General features: G+C 41.8%; 16 protein-coding genes. 2 read left to right on the top strand and 14 right to left on the bottom strand.

Annotated features, from left to right (window positions below; genetic code table 11):
* Positions 1-218: 218 nt before the first annotated feature.
* Complete coding sequence (locus FFM66_RS05080; RefSeq protein ID WP_137605196.1) at positions 219-794, bottom strand: hypothetical protein; 576 nt, start codon at positions 792-794, stop codon at positions 219-221.
* A gap of 216 nt (positions 795-1010) precedes the next feature.
* Between FFM66_RS05080 and FFM66_RS05075 the strand changes: the two genes are divergently transcribed.
* Together FFM66_RS05075 and efbA are read left to right on the top strand one after the other, a co-directional pair.
* Complete coding sequence (locus tag FFM66_RS05075) at positions 1011-1409, top strand: DUF1622 domain-containing protein (RefSeq protein ID WP_048605244.1); 399 nt, start codon at positions 1011-1013, stop codon at positions 1407-1409.
* Between the two features lie 48 nt (positions 1410-1457).
* A complete protein-coding gene (gene efbA, locus FFM66_RS05070) occupies positions 1458-3167 on the top strand; it encodes a fibronectin-binding protein EfbA (RefSeq protein ID WP_137605195.1) in 1710 nt (569 codons plus the stop codon).
* Here the strand turns inward: efbA and FFM66_RS05065 are convergent.
* The 13 genes from FFM66_RS05065 to pyrR form a co-directional block, all read right to left on the bottom strand.
* Positions 3164-4072 carry a LysR family transcriptional regulator gene (locus FFM66_RS05065; RefSeq protein ID WP_137605194.1) on the bottom strand — a complete coding sequence of 303 codons (909 nt, stop codon included), beginning with the start codon at positions 4070-4072 and terminating at the stop codon, positions 3164-3166. The genes efbA and FFM66_RS05065 overlap by 4 nt on opposite strands.
* A 6-nt stretch (positions 4073-4078) precedes the next feature.
* Positions 4079-4765 (bottom strand): carbonic anhydrase family protein, encoded by a 687-nt coding sequence (locus FFM66_RS05060; protein WP_237579221.1) that lies wholly within the window; start codon positions 4763-4765, stop codon positions 4079-4081.
* 17 nt (positions 4766-4782) lie between these two features.
* On the bottom strand, positions 4783-5415 hold the full coding sequence (locus FFM66_RS05055; RefSeq protein ID WP_137605193.1) for a YfbR-like 5'-deoxynucleotidase: 633 nt from the start codon (positions 5413-5415) through the stop codon (positions 4783-4785).
* A gap of 100 nt (positions 5416-5515) precedes the next feature.
* Positions 5516-6145: an orotate phosphoribosyltransferase gene (pyrE, locus tag FFM66_RS05050; protein ID WP_048605239.1), complete on the bottom strand. Its 630-nt coding sequence runs from the start codon at positions 6143-6145 to the stop codon at positions 5516-5518.
* Entirely contained in the window at positions 6142-6861 is a 720-nt protein-coding gene (gene pyrF / locus FFM66_RS05045; protein ID WP_048605238.1) for an orotidine-5'-phosphate decarboxylase, read from the bottom strand. The genes pyrE and pyrF overlap by 4 nt, the downstream gene beginning before the upstream one ends.
* Positions 6858-7778, bottom strand: a complete 921-nt coding sequence (locus tag FFM66_RS05040; protein ID WP_137605192.1) for a dihydroorotate dehydrogenase — start codon at positions 7776-7778, stop codon at positions 6858-6860. Before FFM66_RS05040 ends, pyrF begins: the two co-directional genes overlap by 4 nt.
* Positions 7778-8557, bottom strand: coding sequence for a dihydroorotate dehydrogenase electron transfer subunit (locus FFM66_RS05035; RefSeq protein WP_137605191.1), 780 nt, complete (start codon positions 8555-8557; stop codon positions 7778-7780). The genes FFM66_RS05040 and FFM66_RS05035 overlap by 1 nt, the downstream gene beginning before the upstream one ends.
* A gap of 87 nt (positions 8558-8644) precedes the next feature.
* Positions 8645-11827 (bottom strand): carbamoyl-phosphate synthase large subunit, encoded by a 3183-nt coding sequence (gene carB, locus FFM66_RS05030; RefSeq protein WP_137605190.1) that lies wholly within the window; start codon positions 11825-11827, stop codon positions 8645-8647.
* On the bottom strand, positions 11806-12903 hold the full coding sequence (locus FFM66_RS05025) for a carbamoyl phosphate synthase small subunit (RefSeq protein ID WP_048605234.1): 1098 nt from the start codon (positions 12901-12903) through the stop codon (positions 11806-11808). Before FFM66_RS05025 ends, carB begins: the two co-directional genes overlap by 22 nt.
* Positions 12900-14183, bottom strand: coding sequence for a dihydroorotase (pyrC, locus tag FFM66_RS05020; RefSeq protein WP_137605189.1), 1284 nt, complete (start codon positions 14181-14183; stop codon positions 12900-12902). Before pyrC ends, FFM66_RS05025 begins: the two co-directional genes overlap by 4 nt.
* 19 nt (positions 14184-14202) lie before the next feature.
* Positions 14203-15129 carry an aspartate carbamoyltransferase catalytic subunit gene (locus FFM66_RS05015; RefSeq protein WP_048605232.1) on the bottom strand — a complete coding sequence of 309 codons (927 nt, stop codon included), beginning with the start codon at positions 15127-15129 and terminating at the stop codon, positions 14203-14205.
* A complete protein-coding gene (uraA, locus tag FFM66_RS05010) occupies positions 15080-16414 on the bottom strand; it encodes a uracil permease (RefSeq protein WP_137605188.1) in 1335 nt (444 codons plus the stop codon). Before uraA ends, FFM66_RS05015 begins: the two co-directional genes overlap by 50 nt.
* Positions 16415-16426: 12 nt before the next feature.
* Complete coding sequence (pyrR, locus tag FFM66_RS05005) at positions 16427-16966, bottom strand: bifunctional pyr operon transcriptional regulator/uracil phosphoribosyltransferase PyrR (RefSeq protein ID WP_048605230.1); 540 nt, start codon at positions 16964-16966, stop codon at positions 16427-16429.
* Between the last annotated feature and the right edge of the window lie 36 nt (positions 16967-17002).

Genomic DNA, 17002 nt, shown 5'->3' with positions numbered 1-17002 from the left:
GGCATAGACACAACATTAGAATGTTCTCTAAAAAGTTGTATCTATGGATTTTTTTCCATCAATACAACTATCTACGCCAGTTTTGCCAACTCTTCAATTGTCCTTGAGTTTGTAATGTAAATAGTTTCATGATGGTCACCCCTTCGTTTGTGTTGAAAATAGAATACCTGATTGTTTTTTATTCGTCAATAGAAAAATGACTGTTTTCTGAATTTTTTCTATTTTTCCTCAATTTCTTTGATGCTCCACATTGGTAGCCGATTCAACTCAGGAATAAATTCTTCTCCAAAATCAGTCAATTGCTCTACGACAAACCGATTTTTTTCTTTTCCTTTTTCAAAAAAGACAATTGTCACCTGATCGGGATTGACGCCGTACTTTTCTTGAATCCCCGCTGTATTATAGACAATCGGATAATAGAAAACTTGCCGATTAAATTCTTGCGCTTTTTCACTATCCAAAAGATCAAGGACCTGTTGATAGGTTTTTCCCTGGGGTTTGCTGAACATAACAGAAATCGCCTGTGACTTGCTGATTTGATGATCTCCACTTTGATAGCTCAAAGGCTGGATTTTTTTTGACGGAAGCGCGGAAAAAACCAGATTTTCGTATTCTGATTGGCGAATATGCCGTTGCGACCAAAGCATGCCGCCGGCAAAGAGTAACGAACAGGCAAGCAGACTGGCTCCCGTGAGCATTGCTCGTTTTGGTTCTCTGTCTACCCAGTCAGCCAGCTGATCCCAATGATCAAGAACCTGTGTTTTTATAGTTTCAAGCCATTTTTTTACCTCCAACGCTTTTCCCCCCTTTCCGTCACTTCTACATGGTTTATATCTATTATCCCATACTAGCAATTAATCACTATTAACGTCAAGAATCTTTCCATCTTTTCAAATCTTTTGTATGATAGAGGAAACGACTTTTAATAAAAAGCTTTCCCTATTTTTTTCTTTTACATAGTGGATGGACTTGAGTCAGAATCAGCAAAAAAAGGACACAGGAGGAACCCGATGATTCATTTAAGTGACAATATTATGGAGATTTTAACCCCGATTTTTGAAATTATGATCCTTTGTTTAAATTTTCTCTCCATTATCGTTTTAGTTTGGGGTGTCATTATCTCCGGATATGATTTCATCCGATCAGAATCGACCCATATCGATCACGTTCGTGCCGCCCGCAACAACAATTTCATCAAAAACTTTTTAGGCAGTTACATCCTGCTCAGTCTGGAAATTTTGATTGCTGCAGATATCATCGAATCAATCATCAATCCTACGACCGAGGATATTTTGCGTTTGGCTGCTGTCGTCGTCATTCGCACGGTGATCTCCTTCTTCTTGCATCGAGAATTGCAGGATGCATTGGATGATGAGGAAGAAAATAAAATCAAAAAAATCAAACGCTAGTGTTATAATAAGCATTTAACAGGTAATTTATGAAAAGAGGAAAAAAAGATGTCATTTGACGGCGTATTTACTCATTTAATGATTGAAGAACTTTCGAAAGAATTAGTGCGGGGACGCATTTCAAAAATCCATCAGCCTTATACAAACGAAATCATATTGGTGATTCGTAACCAAGGAAAGAATAAAAAACTGCTCTTGTCCGCCCACCCCAGTTATGCCCGGGTGCAACTGACCAACATCGCATATGCCAATCCAGATACACCGCCGAATTTTATTATGATGCTGCGAAAGTATCTGGATGGCGCAATTTTGGAACGAATCCATCAGATTAACAATGACCGGGTAATTCATTTCACTTTTAGTCGTCGAGATGAATTGGGAGACTTGCAAAATATTGTATTGATCGTCGAATTGATGGGACGTCACAGCACGATTTTATTGATGAATCAAGAGACTGGAAAAATTTTAGATGCCATCAAACATATCGGTGCATCGCAAAATACGTATCGTTCCCTTTTACCGGGAGTCGATTATGTTGAACCGCCAAAACAGGACCTTTTGAATCCTTTTACCACAAGTGATCCTGTGATTTTCGACCGGCTTTCAAAAGCCCCAGAACTGACAAAAAACTATTTGCAACAACAATTTCAGGGATTGGGGGCCGATACTGCAACAGAACTTGCTTTTCGCTTGAACCAAGCACCAAATGAAAAATTGCGTGTCTGGCATGATTTCTTCCAAACCCTAGAGGAAAAGCTTTCCCCCACGCTCGTCTTACAAGAAAAAAAAGATTTCTTCACACCTGTTCCCTATCAAACGCTGATTGAAGATGCAGAAATACAAACCACCGAAACCCTCAGTCAGCTTTTAGATCTTTACTATCATGACAAAGCGGAACGGGATCGAGTTAAGCAGCAAGGCAGTGAATTGTTACGAAAAATGGAAAACGAGCTGACTCGGAATAAGAAGAAATTGATGAAGCGTGAAAAAACACTGGCTGATTCAGAAAACGCAGAAGAATTTCGACAAAAAGGCGAATTGTTGACTACCTTCATGACTCAGGTACCAAGAGGCGCAACCTCCGTCGAGTTGCCCAATTATTATGAAGAGGACCGTCTGATGACAATCGCCTTGAATCCGGCATGGTCACCCAATCAAAATGCTCAAAAATATTTTCAACGGTATCAAAAATTACGGAATGCGGTCAAACTGATTGGTGAACAAATTCGAGAAACCAAAGAAGAAATCGCTTATCTTGAATCTGTGCTGGCGCAATTGGAAATCGCCGGACCGATGGATGTAGAGATTATTCGGGAGGAACTCCAAGATCAAGGCTATTTGAAGAAACCGGCAAAGCGTCAGAAAAAAAATAAAAAATCACAACCAGAAATTTTTTACGCAACTGATGGGACAGAGATTCTGGTTGGTAAAAACAATTTGCAAAATGACCAACTAACCTTGCGTACTGCCCGCAAAACGGATTTTTGGCTTCATGCCAAAAACATTCCCGGTTCTCATGTCATTATCCGCTCCAATACGCCTTCAGAAGAAACCATTTTGGAGGCTGCCGAGCTGGCTGCTTATTTTTCAAAATACCGTTATTCTGCCCAAGTTCCGGTGGATTTGGTACAGGTCAAATACATCCACAAGCCAAATGGGGCAAAACCTGGCTACGTGATTTACGAGAATCAAAAAACCTATTTTATCACGCCAGAAGAAGAAGCCATTCAGGAACGTACAAAAAAACCAACTGCCTAAGCGGTTGGTTTTTTGCTGTTGATGATGAAGGTCCGCACATCGAAAAAAAATTCTTCTGCGATCTCCGAAAGTTTTGTTTGTTTTGGATAAATACCATAAAGATGATTCAGGGGTTCTTCTGCTAATGGGATCAAGCGGATTTGTTCTTTCGTTCCCCGATCGACGATGCCAGAGCCGGATGCATACGCATCACTGGTTCGTAAAATATTGGTTAAGGTTCCCCGATCATTGGTAACGATACAGCTTTTTGTTTGATTTTTCAGAGGATCTTCCTCAAAATAATCAAAATTACCCCCCTCTTGATTAAAACGAACTTGAGAATAGTCTTTCAACTGTGTCGTTGCGATTTCTTTTTGCTCGGCTAACGGATGCTGTTTACCGACAAAAATATGCGTGCGAAAAGTACCGAGATCAACTTTTGCCAAGCCTGCCTGTTCTAAATAACGTTCCAGCCCATTTTGATTTTTTTCATTCATATACAACAAGCCGATTTCGCTATGGCCTTCAGCTACTTCTTCAATTACCTTAGCAGTCGTTGTCTCCATGATCCGGTACTCTTCGTACTGAGGAAAACGCTGGATCAGACCGCCGATAATCGAGCCCAAAAAATCATAATGCTGGGAAGCAATAGAAAAACGTTCGGTGGGTTCTTTTTTTTGATAACGCGTCTCCAAACGATCCATTTGTACCAGAATTTTTTCTGCCCGCGCCAAAAAATCCTTTCCGTCGGCTGTCAAGACAGCACCTTGGTTGGTACGGACAAAAAGGCTCAATCCTAGTTCTTTTTCTAATTCTTTGATGCCGTTTGACAGGCTCGGCTGAGTGATAAACATTTTCCGAGCAGCTTCGCGAAAACTGCCATTATTCGCGACTGCTACCACATAACGCAACTGTTGAAGATTCATTTGTTCCTACTCCTCAAAATAGAAAATTCCCCGATCCAATTTTTCTTGTAGTGGACGATTGTTATTTTCTAAAACTTCTTCTCTAAATTCTTCAATAAAACGTCGGGACATTTTCCCCACTTCATCAAAAACGAACCAATTGATTGGTCCCTTCGTAGGTGGTGTGGTCAATGAACCGACATAATGAAAGTGACTTCTTCGACGTGGTAAAAAAATCGTTGGATCAAAAATCTCCAGATGATTGTCAAAATCCCACGAATCGCCTGCTTTAAAAGGCATTTCTTGTTCACACAATTGAAATAAAACGCCAACGACCAGGTTGTTTCCTGCTTTATCCATATGGACCAAATGAAATTCGATTTCCTTTTGTTCTCCATCAAGCCAATGTTCACTAGGCATGTGGTAATGAATATCTGTCAGCAGATATTTTTTTTCTTCAAAAAGGACATAGCTGGTGCAATCATAGGGAACGAAATGAATCGTATTTTTAAATTCTTTTTCCGTAAAACGTTCTTTTTGATAGTGAAAACTGATTGGCTTAATTCCTTTTTGTTGCGTCTCTGATCGAACCAATGAAATTGGTGATTGAAAAGGAAATTCTGCTCCTTCCTGATACCAATCACATAGGGTGTGCCAATATTCTGGTCCATTTTCTCCTTGATAACTCCAAGGAACATCCATGTTTCGCTTCAACCTGTTACCTCCTAAGTTTAAGAAATAAGGATTTCATTGATTTCTTCTAAAAATTTCTGATCACCGTAAAAGCGCTCATCCAGTAATTCTGGAAAAATGTTTTTAAAGAAATATTCGACACTTGGACGATGTTGAAACTGCTTAATCGTCTGTACCGATTCTAAAAACATTTCTTCGAATACCTTTTCCGGATTATTTTTATTGATTTCTTCAAAGGATTCATACAAAAGATCTACCTTATCGGCGATCGCCAAAATTTCCCCTTCCACCGTTTCATCTTTTCCTTCCGACAAGCGGCGTCGGTAGATTGCTTGAAACTCAGAGGGAATTTCTTGGTGAATAAATTCATCCGTCATTTTTTCTTCCACATGTTGCAACATTGCCCGCAATTCAGGACTGGCGTATTTGACGGGTGTTTTGATATCACCGATAAAACGCTCTGTATAATCATGATTCAACGCTTTTTCATAAAGGGATTTCCAGTCGATTGCGATACCGTTCATCTCCTCAATATCCCCTAAAACTTGTGCAATAGAAGCGACGCGATAGGAGTGTGCTGCAACACTGTGTTCGGTAAATTTAAAAAAACCTGGTGCTCGGTAAATTTTTTCCAGATTGTTCAATCCTAGCAAATATTCATTCAATCCCATAACGTTCCCCGCTTTCCTATTGAGTTGTTTCCATCCTACCAAAAAAATTTCTGAAAATAAACAAAAAGAGACTAAAAATTGTTTAGTCTCAAAAAATCCATCACTGCAACCAATTCTCTGGATTTTCTTTCCATTTTTCCAATAATACAAGATCTTTTTGGTCGATATAGTTGGTTTCCAGAGCAGTTGCGACCAAGGCACTATAATTTGTCAGAGTTACCAAAGGCATTGCTGCTTTTTCAAAATTTTCTTTTCCTTTTGGTAGTTCATAAGTAAAAATTGCGGCTACGCCTAAGACATCCGCACCTTCTTTTTTTGCTGCTTCGCAGGCTTCCAGTACACTGCCGCCGGTGGAAATCAAATCTTCAATAACTACCATTTTTTGATTTTTAGTGATCCGACCTTCAATCTGGTTGCCTTTTCCATGATCTTTCGCCTTACTGCGGATATAAACCATTGGCAACTCAAGAATTTCTGCCACCCAAGCGGCATGAGGAATACCAGCAGTTGCCGTTCCGGCAATGACTTCTACTTCTGGGTAAAAGTCTTTGATTTTTTCTGCCAAACCTCTGGCGATTTGCTTGCGAACAGCAGGATAACTCATCGTGATTCGATTGTCACAATAAATCGGACTTTTGATGCCACTCGCCCAAGTAAAAGGTGCACTAGGACTCAAAAAAACCGCTTCAATCTCCAATAAATCTTTTGCAATGGTCATTTCTAAGGTCATTGATTTTCTCCGTTCCATTCATTTTTGATTTTCAAATACGCCTCATATGGGTCGGCTGCTTGGGTAATAGGACGACCGACAACGATGTAACTTGCCCCATTTTTGCGGGCATCTCCGGGAGTAACCACTCGTTTTTGATCTCCAATTTCACTGCCTGTCGGACGAATACCGGGCGTGAGACAAACAAAATCAGAAGCAGTTGACTGTTTGATTTTTTCAACTTCCAATGCCGACGAAACAACACCGTCCAAACCAGCCTGTTGGGCACATTGGGCGTAATGAATGACACTTTCTTCCAGAGATACATTAATCCATTGATCTTCTTGCATTTGTTTTTCTGTCGTGGAGGTCAACTGAGTAATTGCCAATAACTTAGGACGTTGTTTTCCCATGGGCGTTCCTTCTTCCAGTCCCCGTAAAGCAGCTTCCATCATTTTGACGCCGCCTGCCGCATGGACACATGTGATGTCGACGCCTAAGTCGGCCAATCCCCGCATAGCTTTTTCGACGGTATTTGGGATATCATGCAATTTTAAATCCAAGAAAACATCATGACCATTGCGCTTTAACCAGCGAACGGTTTCCGGTCCTTCTTGATAAAACAGCTCCATACCAATTTTGACAAACAGCGGTTCATTTTTTGGGAATTTTTTAAAGAAAAGTTCGACTTCGCCGCGACTGGAAAAATCCAAGGCGATAATTGGTCGTTGATTCATTTGCGTTCCTCCACTTCTTGAATAAGTTGTTGGATTGATTCAATCCCCAGCTCTGCCATCCGTAGTGGCAATCCCTCGATAAGTTTGGGACAAATATAGGGATCAGTAAAATTTGCAGTTCCGACAGCTACCGCACTGGCACCGGCCATAATCATTTCCAGTATATCATCCACCGTCATGACGCCGCCCATACCGATGATTGGCAAATCCGACACAGCTGCGACTTGGTGAATCAATTGGATTGCGACAGGCTTGATTGCCGGTCCGGATAATCCCCCTGTTTGATTGGCTAAAATCGGTTTGCGGGTTTTTAAATCGATTCGCATCCCTAATAGAGTATTAATCATGGTGAAGCCATCTGCTCCGCCCTTTTCAATTGCTTGTGCAATAGGAACGATGTCGGTGACATTAGGAGATAATTTAACGTAGACCGGAACCGTTGCCACTTTTTTAACAGCCTTCGTCAGTTCGTAAGCAACTTTGGGATCTGTACCAAAAGCAATACCCCCATGTTTCACATTCGGACAGGAAATATTTAACTCAATAGCACGAACATTTGGTGCATCTCCAATTCGTTCACAAACAGCAACGTAATCTTCTTCACAAGCACCGGCAACATTTGCAATGATTGGTAGTTCCGGATATTTTTGTTGCAATTCCGGCAAATAGTCTTCCATCACGACATTCATTCCAGGATTTTGCAATCCGATGGCGTTCAACATTCCACTAGGGGTCTCAGCCACACGAGGAGTTTCGTTGCCAAATCGAGGTTGAGGAGTCGTTGCTTTGATCATAATACTTCCTAATTGATTCAAATCATAATATTCCCCGTATTCTTTGCCAAAACCGAAACAGCCGCTTGCCGGCATGATCGGGTTCTTCAAGGTTAAACCGGGAAGTTTTACTGAAAGATCCATTATAAAACCACCTTTCCAACGGAGAAAATGGGCCCCTCATCACAAACCTTCATGCTTTTTTCTCCTGTTTCATCCTCTTGCAAATGACAAACACAGGCATAACAAGCACCGATGCCACAAGCCATTCGTGATTCTAAAGAAAGCTGCGTGTTGGGATGTTGCTGGTAGAGTTGTTCGACTGTTTTCAATAAGCCATTGCTTCCACAGGCAAAAACAGCAGCCGGCGGAGCTGAGGAATCGGCTAACAAAAGATTGCCGACGTTGCCGTGAACACCGTAGCTGCCATCATCTGTGGCAATTCGGGTCTCACCCAATGCACAAAATTCTTTTTCGTAATATAAAACTTCTTTTGACGCAAATCCCAAAAAATGAACGGGGGTGACGCCTCGTTTCACCAATTGGCGGGAAAGTTCATATAAAGGGGGAATACCGATTCCTCCCCCGATGATGTATGCCTGATCTCCTGCTGCCAACTGACTTAAATCAAAACCATTTCCCAACGGTCCCAAAACATCTAGAAAATCACCAGCTTTTAATTCAGAAAAGACTCTGGTTCCATCTCCTTCGACTCGATAAATGATGCGACAGGTATTTTGAGAAAGATCGATTTGATTTAGACTGATGGGTCTGCGTAAAAGCAAATCTTGTCTTGGAACGCGAATATGCAAGAATTGTCCCGGAGTCTTCATTTCTTGAACTAGTTTTCCCGAAAGCGTCATTTCATAAATTTTCGGAGCCAAATTTTTCTGAGAGACAATAGTCATTAATTCCTGTTTCATGAGTTCCTCCTGCATCCTTTGCTTTCAAAAAAAGCATGTAGATTTCTTGCTTGTCCGTAATGATTTTGTTCAGTAAAAACAGCCGTGTTAGATTGCCGAGGTAGTAAAGGCACGAGCTTCCATCACCTTCAAAATTGCTCCCGCAGTATCTAATGATGTACATAATGGTACACCATGTTCGACAGCCTCCCGCCGAATTAAAAAGCCGTTTTGTGAGCTGCCTTGGCGATTTTTATCCATCGTATTGACTACCAACTGCGCTTTTCCTCTTAGATAAGCGAGAGCGTTTGGCTCTTTGTCACTATCAGAAAGTTTGCCTACTGCCTTGACACGAATACCAAGATTTTCAAAATAGGCCGCAGTTCCTTCTGTTGCAACGATGCTAAAGCCGATTTCTGAAAAACGCTGCGCTAATTCTGCCGCCTCTTCCTTCGTATCATCAGCGATGGTAAACAAGACTGTACCAAATTCAGGAATATGCAGCCCAGCTGCTTCAAATGCTTTATAAAGTGCTTTTTCCAAAGTCTTGTCCGATCCCATCACTTCGCCAGTAGATTTCATTTCTGGTCCCAGATGGGTTTCCACCTTTTGCAGTTTTGTAAAGGAAAAGACTGGTGCTTTTACGTGAACCGTGGTGCTTTCTGGATAAAGACCATTTTGATAACCCAATGTGGTTAATTTTGTTCCTAAAATTGCTTTAGTCGCCAGCTGTGCCATCGGAATGCCAGTTACTTTGCTTAAGAAAGGAACCGTTCGACTTGCCCGTGGATTAACTTCGATCACATAGACCTGATTTTCATGAATCACAAATTGGATATTCATCATTCCGATACAATTCAGACCCAAAGCTAATTTGATGGTGTAGTCGGTAATGGTTTGTTTGATTTCTTCTGATAATTTTTGTGGTGGATAGACCGCCATTGAATCACCGGAATGAACACCGGCTCGTTCGATATGTTCCATGATCCCCGGTATCAGAACTGTTTCTCCGTCACAAATTGCATCTACCTCGCACTCGCTACCAATGAGATAGCTATCTACTAAAACTGGATGTTCCGGAGATGCTTTGACTGCGTGTTCCATGTAATCTTCTAAATCTGCTTGATTTTCAACGATTTCCATTGCTCGTCCGCCTAATACATAGCTGGGACGAACTAGAACCGGATAACCGATTCGTTGAGCAATTGCGACTGCTTCTTGTTTATTCGTTGCGGTATCCCCTGGCGGTTGCGGAATATCCAATTCTTTTAATGCCTGTTCAAATAAATCACGGCTTTCCGCCCGATCCAAATCTTCAATGCTGGTTCCAAGAATTTTCACACCGGCTTTTTCCAGCGGCTCTGCTAAGTTGATTGCTGTTTGTCCACCAAATTGAACGATCACGCCCATTGGCTTTTCCAAGTCGATCACATTTTGAACATCTTCCAGTGTCAATGGTTCAAAATAAAGTTTGTCCGAGATTGAAAAATCAGTTGAAACTGTTTCGGGATTACTATTAATAATAATAGCTTCATAACCAGCGGCTTGAATGGCTTGGACCGAATGGACGGTGGCGTAATCAAACTCCACTCCTTGTCCGATTCGAATGGGACCTGATCCCAAGACCAAGACAGAATCTTTGTCGGATTTCATACTTTCATTTTCAAATTCATAGGTGCTGTAAAAATAAGGTGTTGTGGACTCAAACTCTGCCGCACAGGTATCCACCATTTTATATACCGGTAAAATTTGTGCATCTTTACGTGTTTGCCGAATGATTTCTGTTTCACTCCCCCAAAGCTCAGCGATTTTACGATCTGCAAAGCCATGTTGTTTCGCCTTTTTCAAAAGAGGGAGAGCAAATGGTTGTTCCCTTAATTGGTCTTCGATCTCTGTGATGTGCAAAAGTTTATCCAAAAAGAATAAATCAATTTTCGTCATTTCGGCAATATCCTGGATTGTATACCCCCGACGAATAGCTTCAGCAACGTAGAACAATCGATCATCTTGCGCTTTGACCATTTTTGTGGTCACATCATTATCTGAAAGAGTTTTTAAGATGGGCAACTCCACGTGATAGGTACCTATTTCCAGAGAACGAACGGCTTTTAACAAAGACTCCTCAATATTTCGCCCAATCGCCATCACTTCCCCAGTGGCTTTCATCTGGGTTCCTAGAGTTCTTTCCCCATGTTCAAATTTATCAAAAGGCCAGCGAGGGATTTTGGTTACGACATAATCTAAAGTTGGTTCAAACTCAGCATAGGTCGTTCCGGTTACCGGATTTTTCATTTCATCCAGCGTTAAGCCTACTGCGATTTTTGCTGCTAATTTTGCAATCGGATAACCGGTTGCTTTACTTGCTAAAGCGGAAGAACGAGAAACCCTCGGATTGACCTCGATAACATAATAATTGAAGCTGTGGGGATCAAGCGCCAATTGAACGTTACAGCCTCCTTCGATTTTCAAGGCGCGGATGATTTTAAGGGATGCATCCCGCAGCAACTGATATTCATGATCGGCTAAAGTTTGACTTGGAGCAAAAACAATTGAGTCGCCAGTATGAATTCCAACAGGATCAAAATTTTCCATGTTGCAGACGACAATTGCATTATCTGCTGAATCCCGCATCACTTCATATTCAATTTCTTTAAAACCAGCGATACTGCGTTCAATCAAACATTGGGTTGCCGGTGATAACTTCAATCCGTTTTCAGCAATCTGCCGCAGTTCTTCTTCGTCGTCACACATTCCGCCGCCGGTACCCCCAAGGGTGAAGGCCGGACGAACAATGACTGGATAGCCGATGGTTTTGGCAAACACGACCGCTTCTTCTACCGTAGTAATGATTGCTGATTCAGGAATCGGCTGTTCTAATTCTTCCATCAATTTTTTAAATAAATCCCGATCTTCCGCTTGATCGATGGCAGCTAATTTAGTGCCTAATAATTCAATACCTAATTCATCAAGGATTCCTGAATTGGCTAATTCAATCGCCATATTTAATCCAGTTTGTCCACCTAATGTTGGCAGCAAAGCATCTGGATGTTCCTTTCGCAAAATTCGAGAAACGAATTCAAACGTAATTGGTTCAATGTAGACTTGATCAGCAATATCTTTATCTGTCATAATTGTCGCCGGATTAGAATTGACCAGCACAACTTCATAGCCTTCTTCTTTCAATGCAAGGCAGGCTTGTGTCCCGGCATAATCAAATTCAGCTGCTTGACCAATCACGATAGGTCCAGAGCCAATCACCATGATTTTTTTTATATCTGTCCGTTTTGCCATTGATGCTGCCCCTTCCATGTATCCATCATTTCTATAAATTCATCAAATAAATGCAAGGCATCATGTGGTCCCGGAGCCGCATCCGGGTGAAATTGCACACTGAATGCCGGATAATTTTTGTGACGAATCCCTTCGATCGTTCCATCATTGACCTCGGTATGGGTAACCATTAGGACCTCTGGATTAATAGATGCTTCGGTAACAGCATAGCCATGATTCTGTGAAGTAAAATCAATTCTGCCGGTAGCAATTTCTCGAACCGGATGATTTAATCCCCGGTGTCCAAAGGGCATTTTATAAGTATCTGCACCATTGGCTAAGGCAAAAAGCTGATGTCCTAAACAAATCCCAAAAATCGGCACCTTTCCTTGAATGTTTCGAATCATTTCAATGGCTTCCGGTACATCTTTGGGATCTCCCGGTCCATTGGTCAGCATTACGCCATCCGGTGATAATTCTAAAATCGTTTTTGCAGGAGTATTGTAAGGTAAAACCGTAAGATTACATTGACGATTAGAAAGTTCGCGTAAAATACTGTGTTTCAGCCCAAAATCGATCACCACGACATTATGGCCGATTCCAGGACTAGGATAAGGTTTTGAAGTAGAAACCTGTGCCACTTGATTTGTTGGCAGTACAGCTGCCTTCAATTGGTCGTAAGCATGAGTGAAATTTTCCTCTGTAACGATACTGGCCTTCATGGTTCCGTACTTACGCAATTTTTTTGTTAATGCCCGGGTGTCGATACCAGAAATTCCAGGGATGCCTTTTTGTTTCAAAAATTCTGCTAAAGTCCATTGATTCCGCCAATTACTGGCTAAACGGGCGTGTTCCTTGACTACAACCGCCTTGCAGGTTGGGGCAATTGATTCATAATCATCTCGATTGATTCCATAATTTCCAATCATCGGATAGGTAAAAGCAATGATCTGTCCATTAAAACTTTGATCCGTGATCGTTTCTTGATAACCGGTCATACTTGTTGTAAACACAATTTCACCGAATACATTCGTTTCTGCGCCGAACCCTTCACCTTCAAAATAAGTGCCATCTTCTAAAATCAACCAACGCTTCATTTTTCTTCACCTTTTTTCCAAACAAGTTGTCCATTTACGAAAGTATAAAGGGTATCACCATATACCTCCCATTGATCAAAAGGCGTGTTGACTGCCTTTGATTCAAACTGATCTGCTGCGATGCGATGCGCATGTTGAAGATCAAAAACTGCCAAATCAGCTTTTCCGCCAATCGTCAATCGACCAGTCCCCAAACCGAATATTTCTGCCGGTTTAACGGCCATCCATTCAATGACCTGCGCCAATGTAAAGCGGCCGGTTTTTACAAAATGGGTATAAATCAACTGAAATGCGTATTCCGAACCCACAATACCAAATGGTGCTTTTAAAAAACTTTGATTTTTTTCTTCAAATCCATGGGGGGCGTGATCCGTGGCGATGCAATCAATTGTTCCATCTAAAAGACCTTCAATCAGCGCTTCTTGATCTTCTTTTCCTCGTAATGGTGGGTTCATTTTCCAATAACCAAAATCATTCGGAATATCGTTTTCGTTAAGAATTAAATGATGAGGGGAAACTTCTGCGGTAACGTGAATTCCGGCTTTTTTCGCATCTCGGATCACTCGTACACTTTCTTTTGTTGAAACGTGGCAGACATGGTAATGGCATCCAGTTTCTTCCGCCAGTAGTAAATCACGAGCAATCTGAGATGATTCCGTGGCGCTGAGAATACCCGGTAAATCTAATTCTTTCGCTTTATTTCCTGCGTGCATCACACCACCGAAGAGTAAGGACTCATCTTCCGTATGGGCAACCAGAGCCATATTGTTTGCGGCAGCGGCTTTCATTGCCAGATACATCGTTCCAGCAGTTTGAACGCCGACACCGTCATTGGTAAAAGCAAAGGCTCCCGCTTTTTTTAGAGCTTTTTGATCCGTCAAAACTTCACTACGAAGTTTTTCAGTGATGGGTGCATATTGTAAAATATTGACAACGGCATCTTTTTTGATAATTTCATATACGGCAGTCAATTTTTCTGCTGTATCTGGAACCGGATCAAGATTTGGCATCGCACAAACCGTGGTAAATCCTCCTCGAGCCGCAGCCTTACTGCCGGTTTTAATCGTTTCCTTATAAGTGTAGCCGGGTTCTCTTAAATGGACGTGAACGTCGACTAATCCTTGGGTGATCAATTGTCCTTGGGCATCGAATTCCTCATCAAAAACGGTATCAAACGCCGTTCCGATTGCCTTGATTTTTCCCTCTTCGATCCAAATTTCTACAGGGATCAACTGATTGTCGTGGGAAATGATCTTCCCATTTTTAATGAGTGTTTTCATCTGCAACTTCCTCCAATTTTTAGGCTTTTCCTGCTAGAACAGCTTCTAATATCGCCATTCGGACAAAAACACCGTTTGTCATTTGTTCAATAATTCGTGATTGCAGTCCTTCCACTAAGGAATCTGCTAACTCGACATCTCGATTCACTGGTGCCGGGTGCATGATGATTGCTTTTGGACGCATTTTTTTCGCCCGTTCTATGGTTAAACCATAAGCTTCGTGATACTCTTCTTTTGAAAAACTTTCTTCTTCTCCGTGGCGTTCATGCTGTACCCGTAGCATCATCATAACGTCCACTTCAGAAACAAGTTCGTCAAGAGGGAGAAAATGACCGTAAACTTCAAATTCAGGGTCGTACCATTCCTCTGGTCCGGAGAAAAAGACTTTCGCGCCTAAACGTTTCAACATCTGCATATTTGATTTTGCTACACGAGAATGGGTGATGTCTCCTACGATGGCTACTTTTAGTCCATCAAAATGACCGAACTCTTCGTAAATTGTCATCAAATCTAGTAAGCATTGCGTTGGATGTTGGCCACTGCCATCTCCACCGTTGATAATCGAACATTGGATGGTTTTACTTTGGATCAATTCATCGTAGTAATTCTCATCTCCATGACGAATGACAGCCACATCTACTCCCAAAGCCGACATCGTCAAAACGGTGTCATAAAGCGTTTCGCCCTTTTGAACTGAACTGGTAGATGCTTCAAATTCAATGACTTCCAGCCCTAATTTTTTTTCTGCTACATCAAAACTTTTATGAGTCCGAGTGCTATTTTCAAAAAATAGGTTTGTCGCAAAATACTGCTGCTTTTCTGGTGTCCATTTTGCACCGGCTTTAAATTCTTGCCCGCGTCGGATCAATCCCATAACTTCCTGATCGGTCAATGCCTCAACGGTTAATAGATGTTTCAAACTGATTCTCTCTGACTGAATGATCATGTTCTACTTCCTCCTGTTCGCTTCTGGATGTTTCCGGTAAGATCAGATTTAAGATGATGCCTAAGACAGTTGCTAAAGCCATTGCTGAAAGTGTGAAGGTTCCAAATTCGAAGATCAATCCGCCGATACCGATGACCAAGATCACCGAAGCAATTAAAAGATTTTTCTTTTTATCAAAGTTGATTTTATTTTCAATCAGTATTTTCAATCCGCTTGCTGCAATAACCCCGAAGAGGATAAAGCTGATACCTGCAATAACTGGACCAGGAACGCTCAGGATCAAGGCACTAAGTTTACCGACAAATCCCAAGACAACCGCAAAAGCCGCGGCTCCCCCGATAACGAAAACGCTGTGTACCCGTGTAATTGCCAGCACACCGATATTTTCGCCGTAACTGGTTACCGGAGGTCCACCGACGAAACCGGCTACGATTTGAGCCAAGCCGTCCCCCATCAAGGTCTTATGCAAGCCCGGTTCTTCGAAAAAGTTTCGCTTAGTCAATTTATTTAAAACCATTAAATGACCAATGTGTTCCGTCATAGTAACGAAGGCAATGGGTGCCATCGTCGTGATTGCATTGATATGAAGCTTTGGTGTGTACTGTAGAAAAGGAACTTCGAAGTTTGGCATGGCAAACCAAGGAGCGTCAATAATTGGTTGTGTATCAACGATTCCAACCAGCAATGCGATCAAATAGCCGCTGACGATGCCCAGAAGAATCGGAATCAATCCCAAGAATCCTTTTAGCCACATGTTGAAGAATATTGTTAATCCCAGTGTCATTAAAGCGACTAAAACATATTTGAAATCATAGTGATCGCCATTGTACATGGCATTGTTGGCGGCATTTGCTGCTAGTCCCAACCCAATTACCATGACTACCGGTCCAACGACGATTGGCGGTAGGATTCTATCCAACCAAGCAGAACCGATTTTTCTAACAATCAGAGAAACAAGGAGATAAACCAGCCCCGTGGTGATGGCTCCTTGCGCGATTGCCGGATAGCCATCTGATTTCATTAAAAGCTGCATTGCAGCGATAAAAGCGAAACTGCTTCCTAAGTAAGCGGGAATTTTTCCTTTTGTTGTTGTGAGATAGACCAAGGTTCCAAGTCCAGAGCTGACAAGTGCAATTCCCGGATCGATACCCACTAGAATAGGTACTAAAACTGTTGCGCCAAACATCGTGAATAAATGTTGCAGGCTGAGCCCCACCCAGTGAAGCGGCTTTGGTTTATCATGAATATCCAGTACAGCATCTTCATTGCGAAATTCTTTTGCCAATCAAATCATCTCCTAGTCGTTTTCTTTATTAATTAAAATTCGGTCTTGTCCATCTACTTCTTCCATTTCAACGATGATTTCCTCAGTCAATGACGTAGGAATGTTTTTTCCGACATAATCAGCACGGATCGGCAGTTCCCGGTGTCCTCGGTCAACCAGCACCGCCAATGAAATTTTTCGTGGACGGCCAAAATCCATGATTGCGTCCAGTGCTGCACGAATTGTTCGACCGGTAAATAATACATCGTCGATAACAATGACTTCCTTGCCTTCTAATGCAATGGGAATCGATGAAGAATGGACTTCTGGATCTTCATTTGTTATTTTATGATCATCCCGGTAAAGGGTAATATCTAATTCTCCAACCGGTACCTCGATTTCTTCTAATTGTTTCAAACGTTCTGCAATTCGTTGTGCAAGATAAATGCCCCGCGTTTTGATTCCTACTAGCACCAAATCCTCGATTCCATGGTTTCTTTCGATAATTTCGTAGGTGATTCGAGTCAACGCCCGTTTCATAGTAACTGCATCCACGACTTCTTTTCTTGACATATTTATTCCCTCCTAATTTTTGACACAAAAAAACTC

It is taken from the genome of Enterococcus songbeiensis, from assembly GCF_005405265.1.
Classification (GTDB): Bacteria; Bacillota; Bacilli; order Lactobacillales; family Enterococcaceae; genus Enterococcus_C; species Enterococcus_C songbeiensis.
Note: the sequence above shows the minus strand (reverse complement) of the source record. Positions and strands in the feature narration are given on the sequence as shown.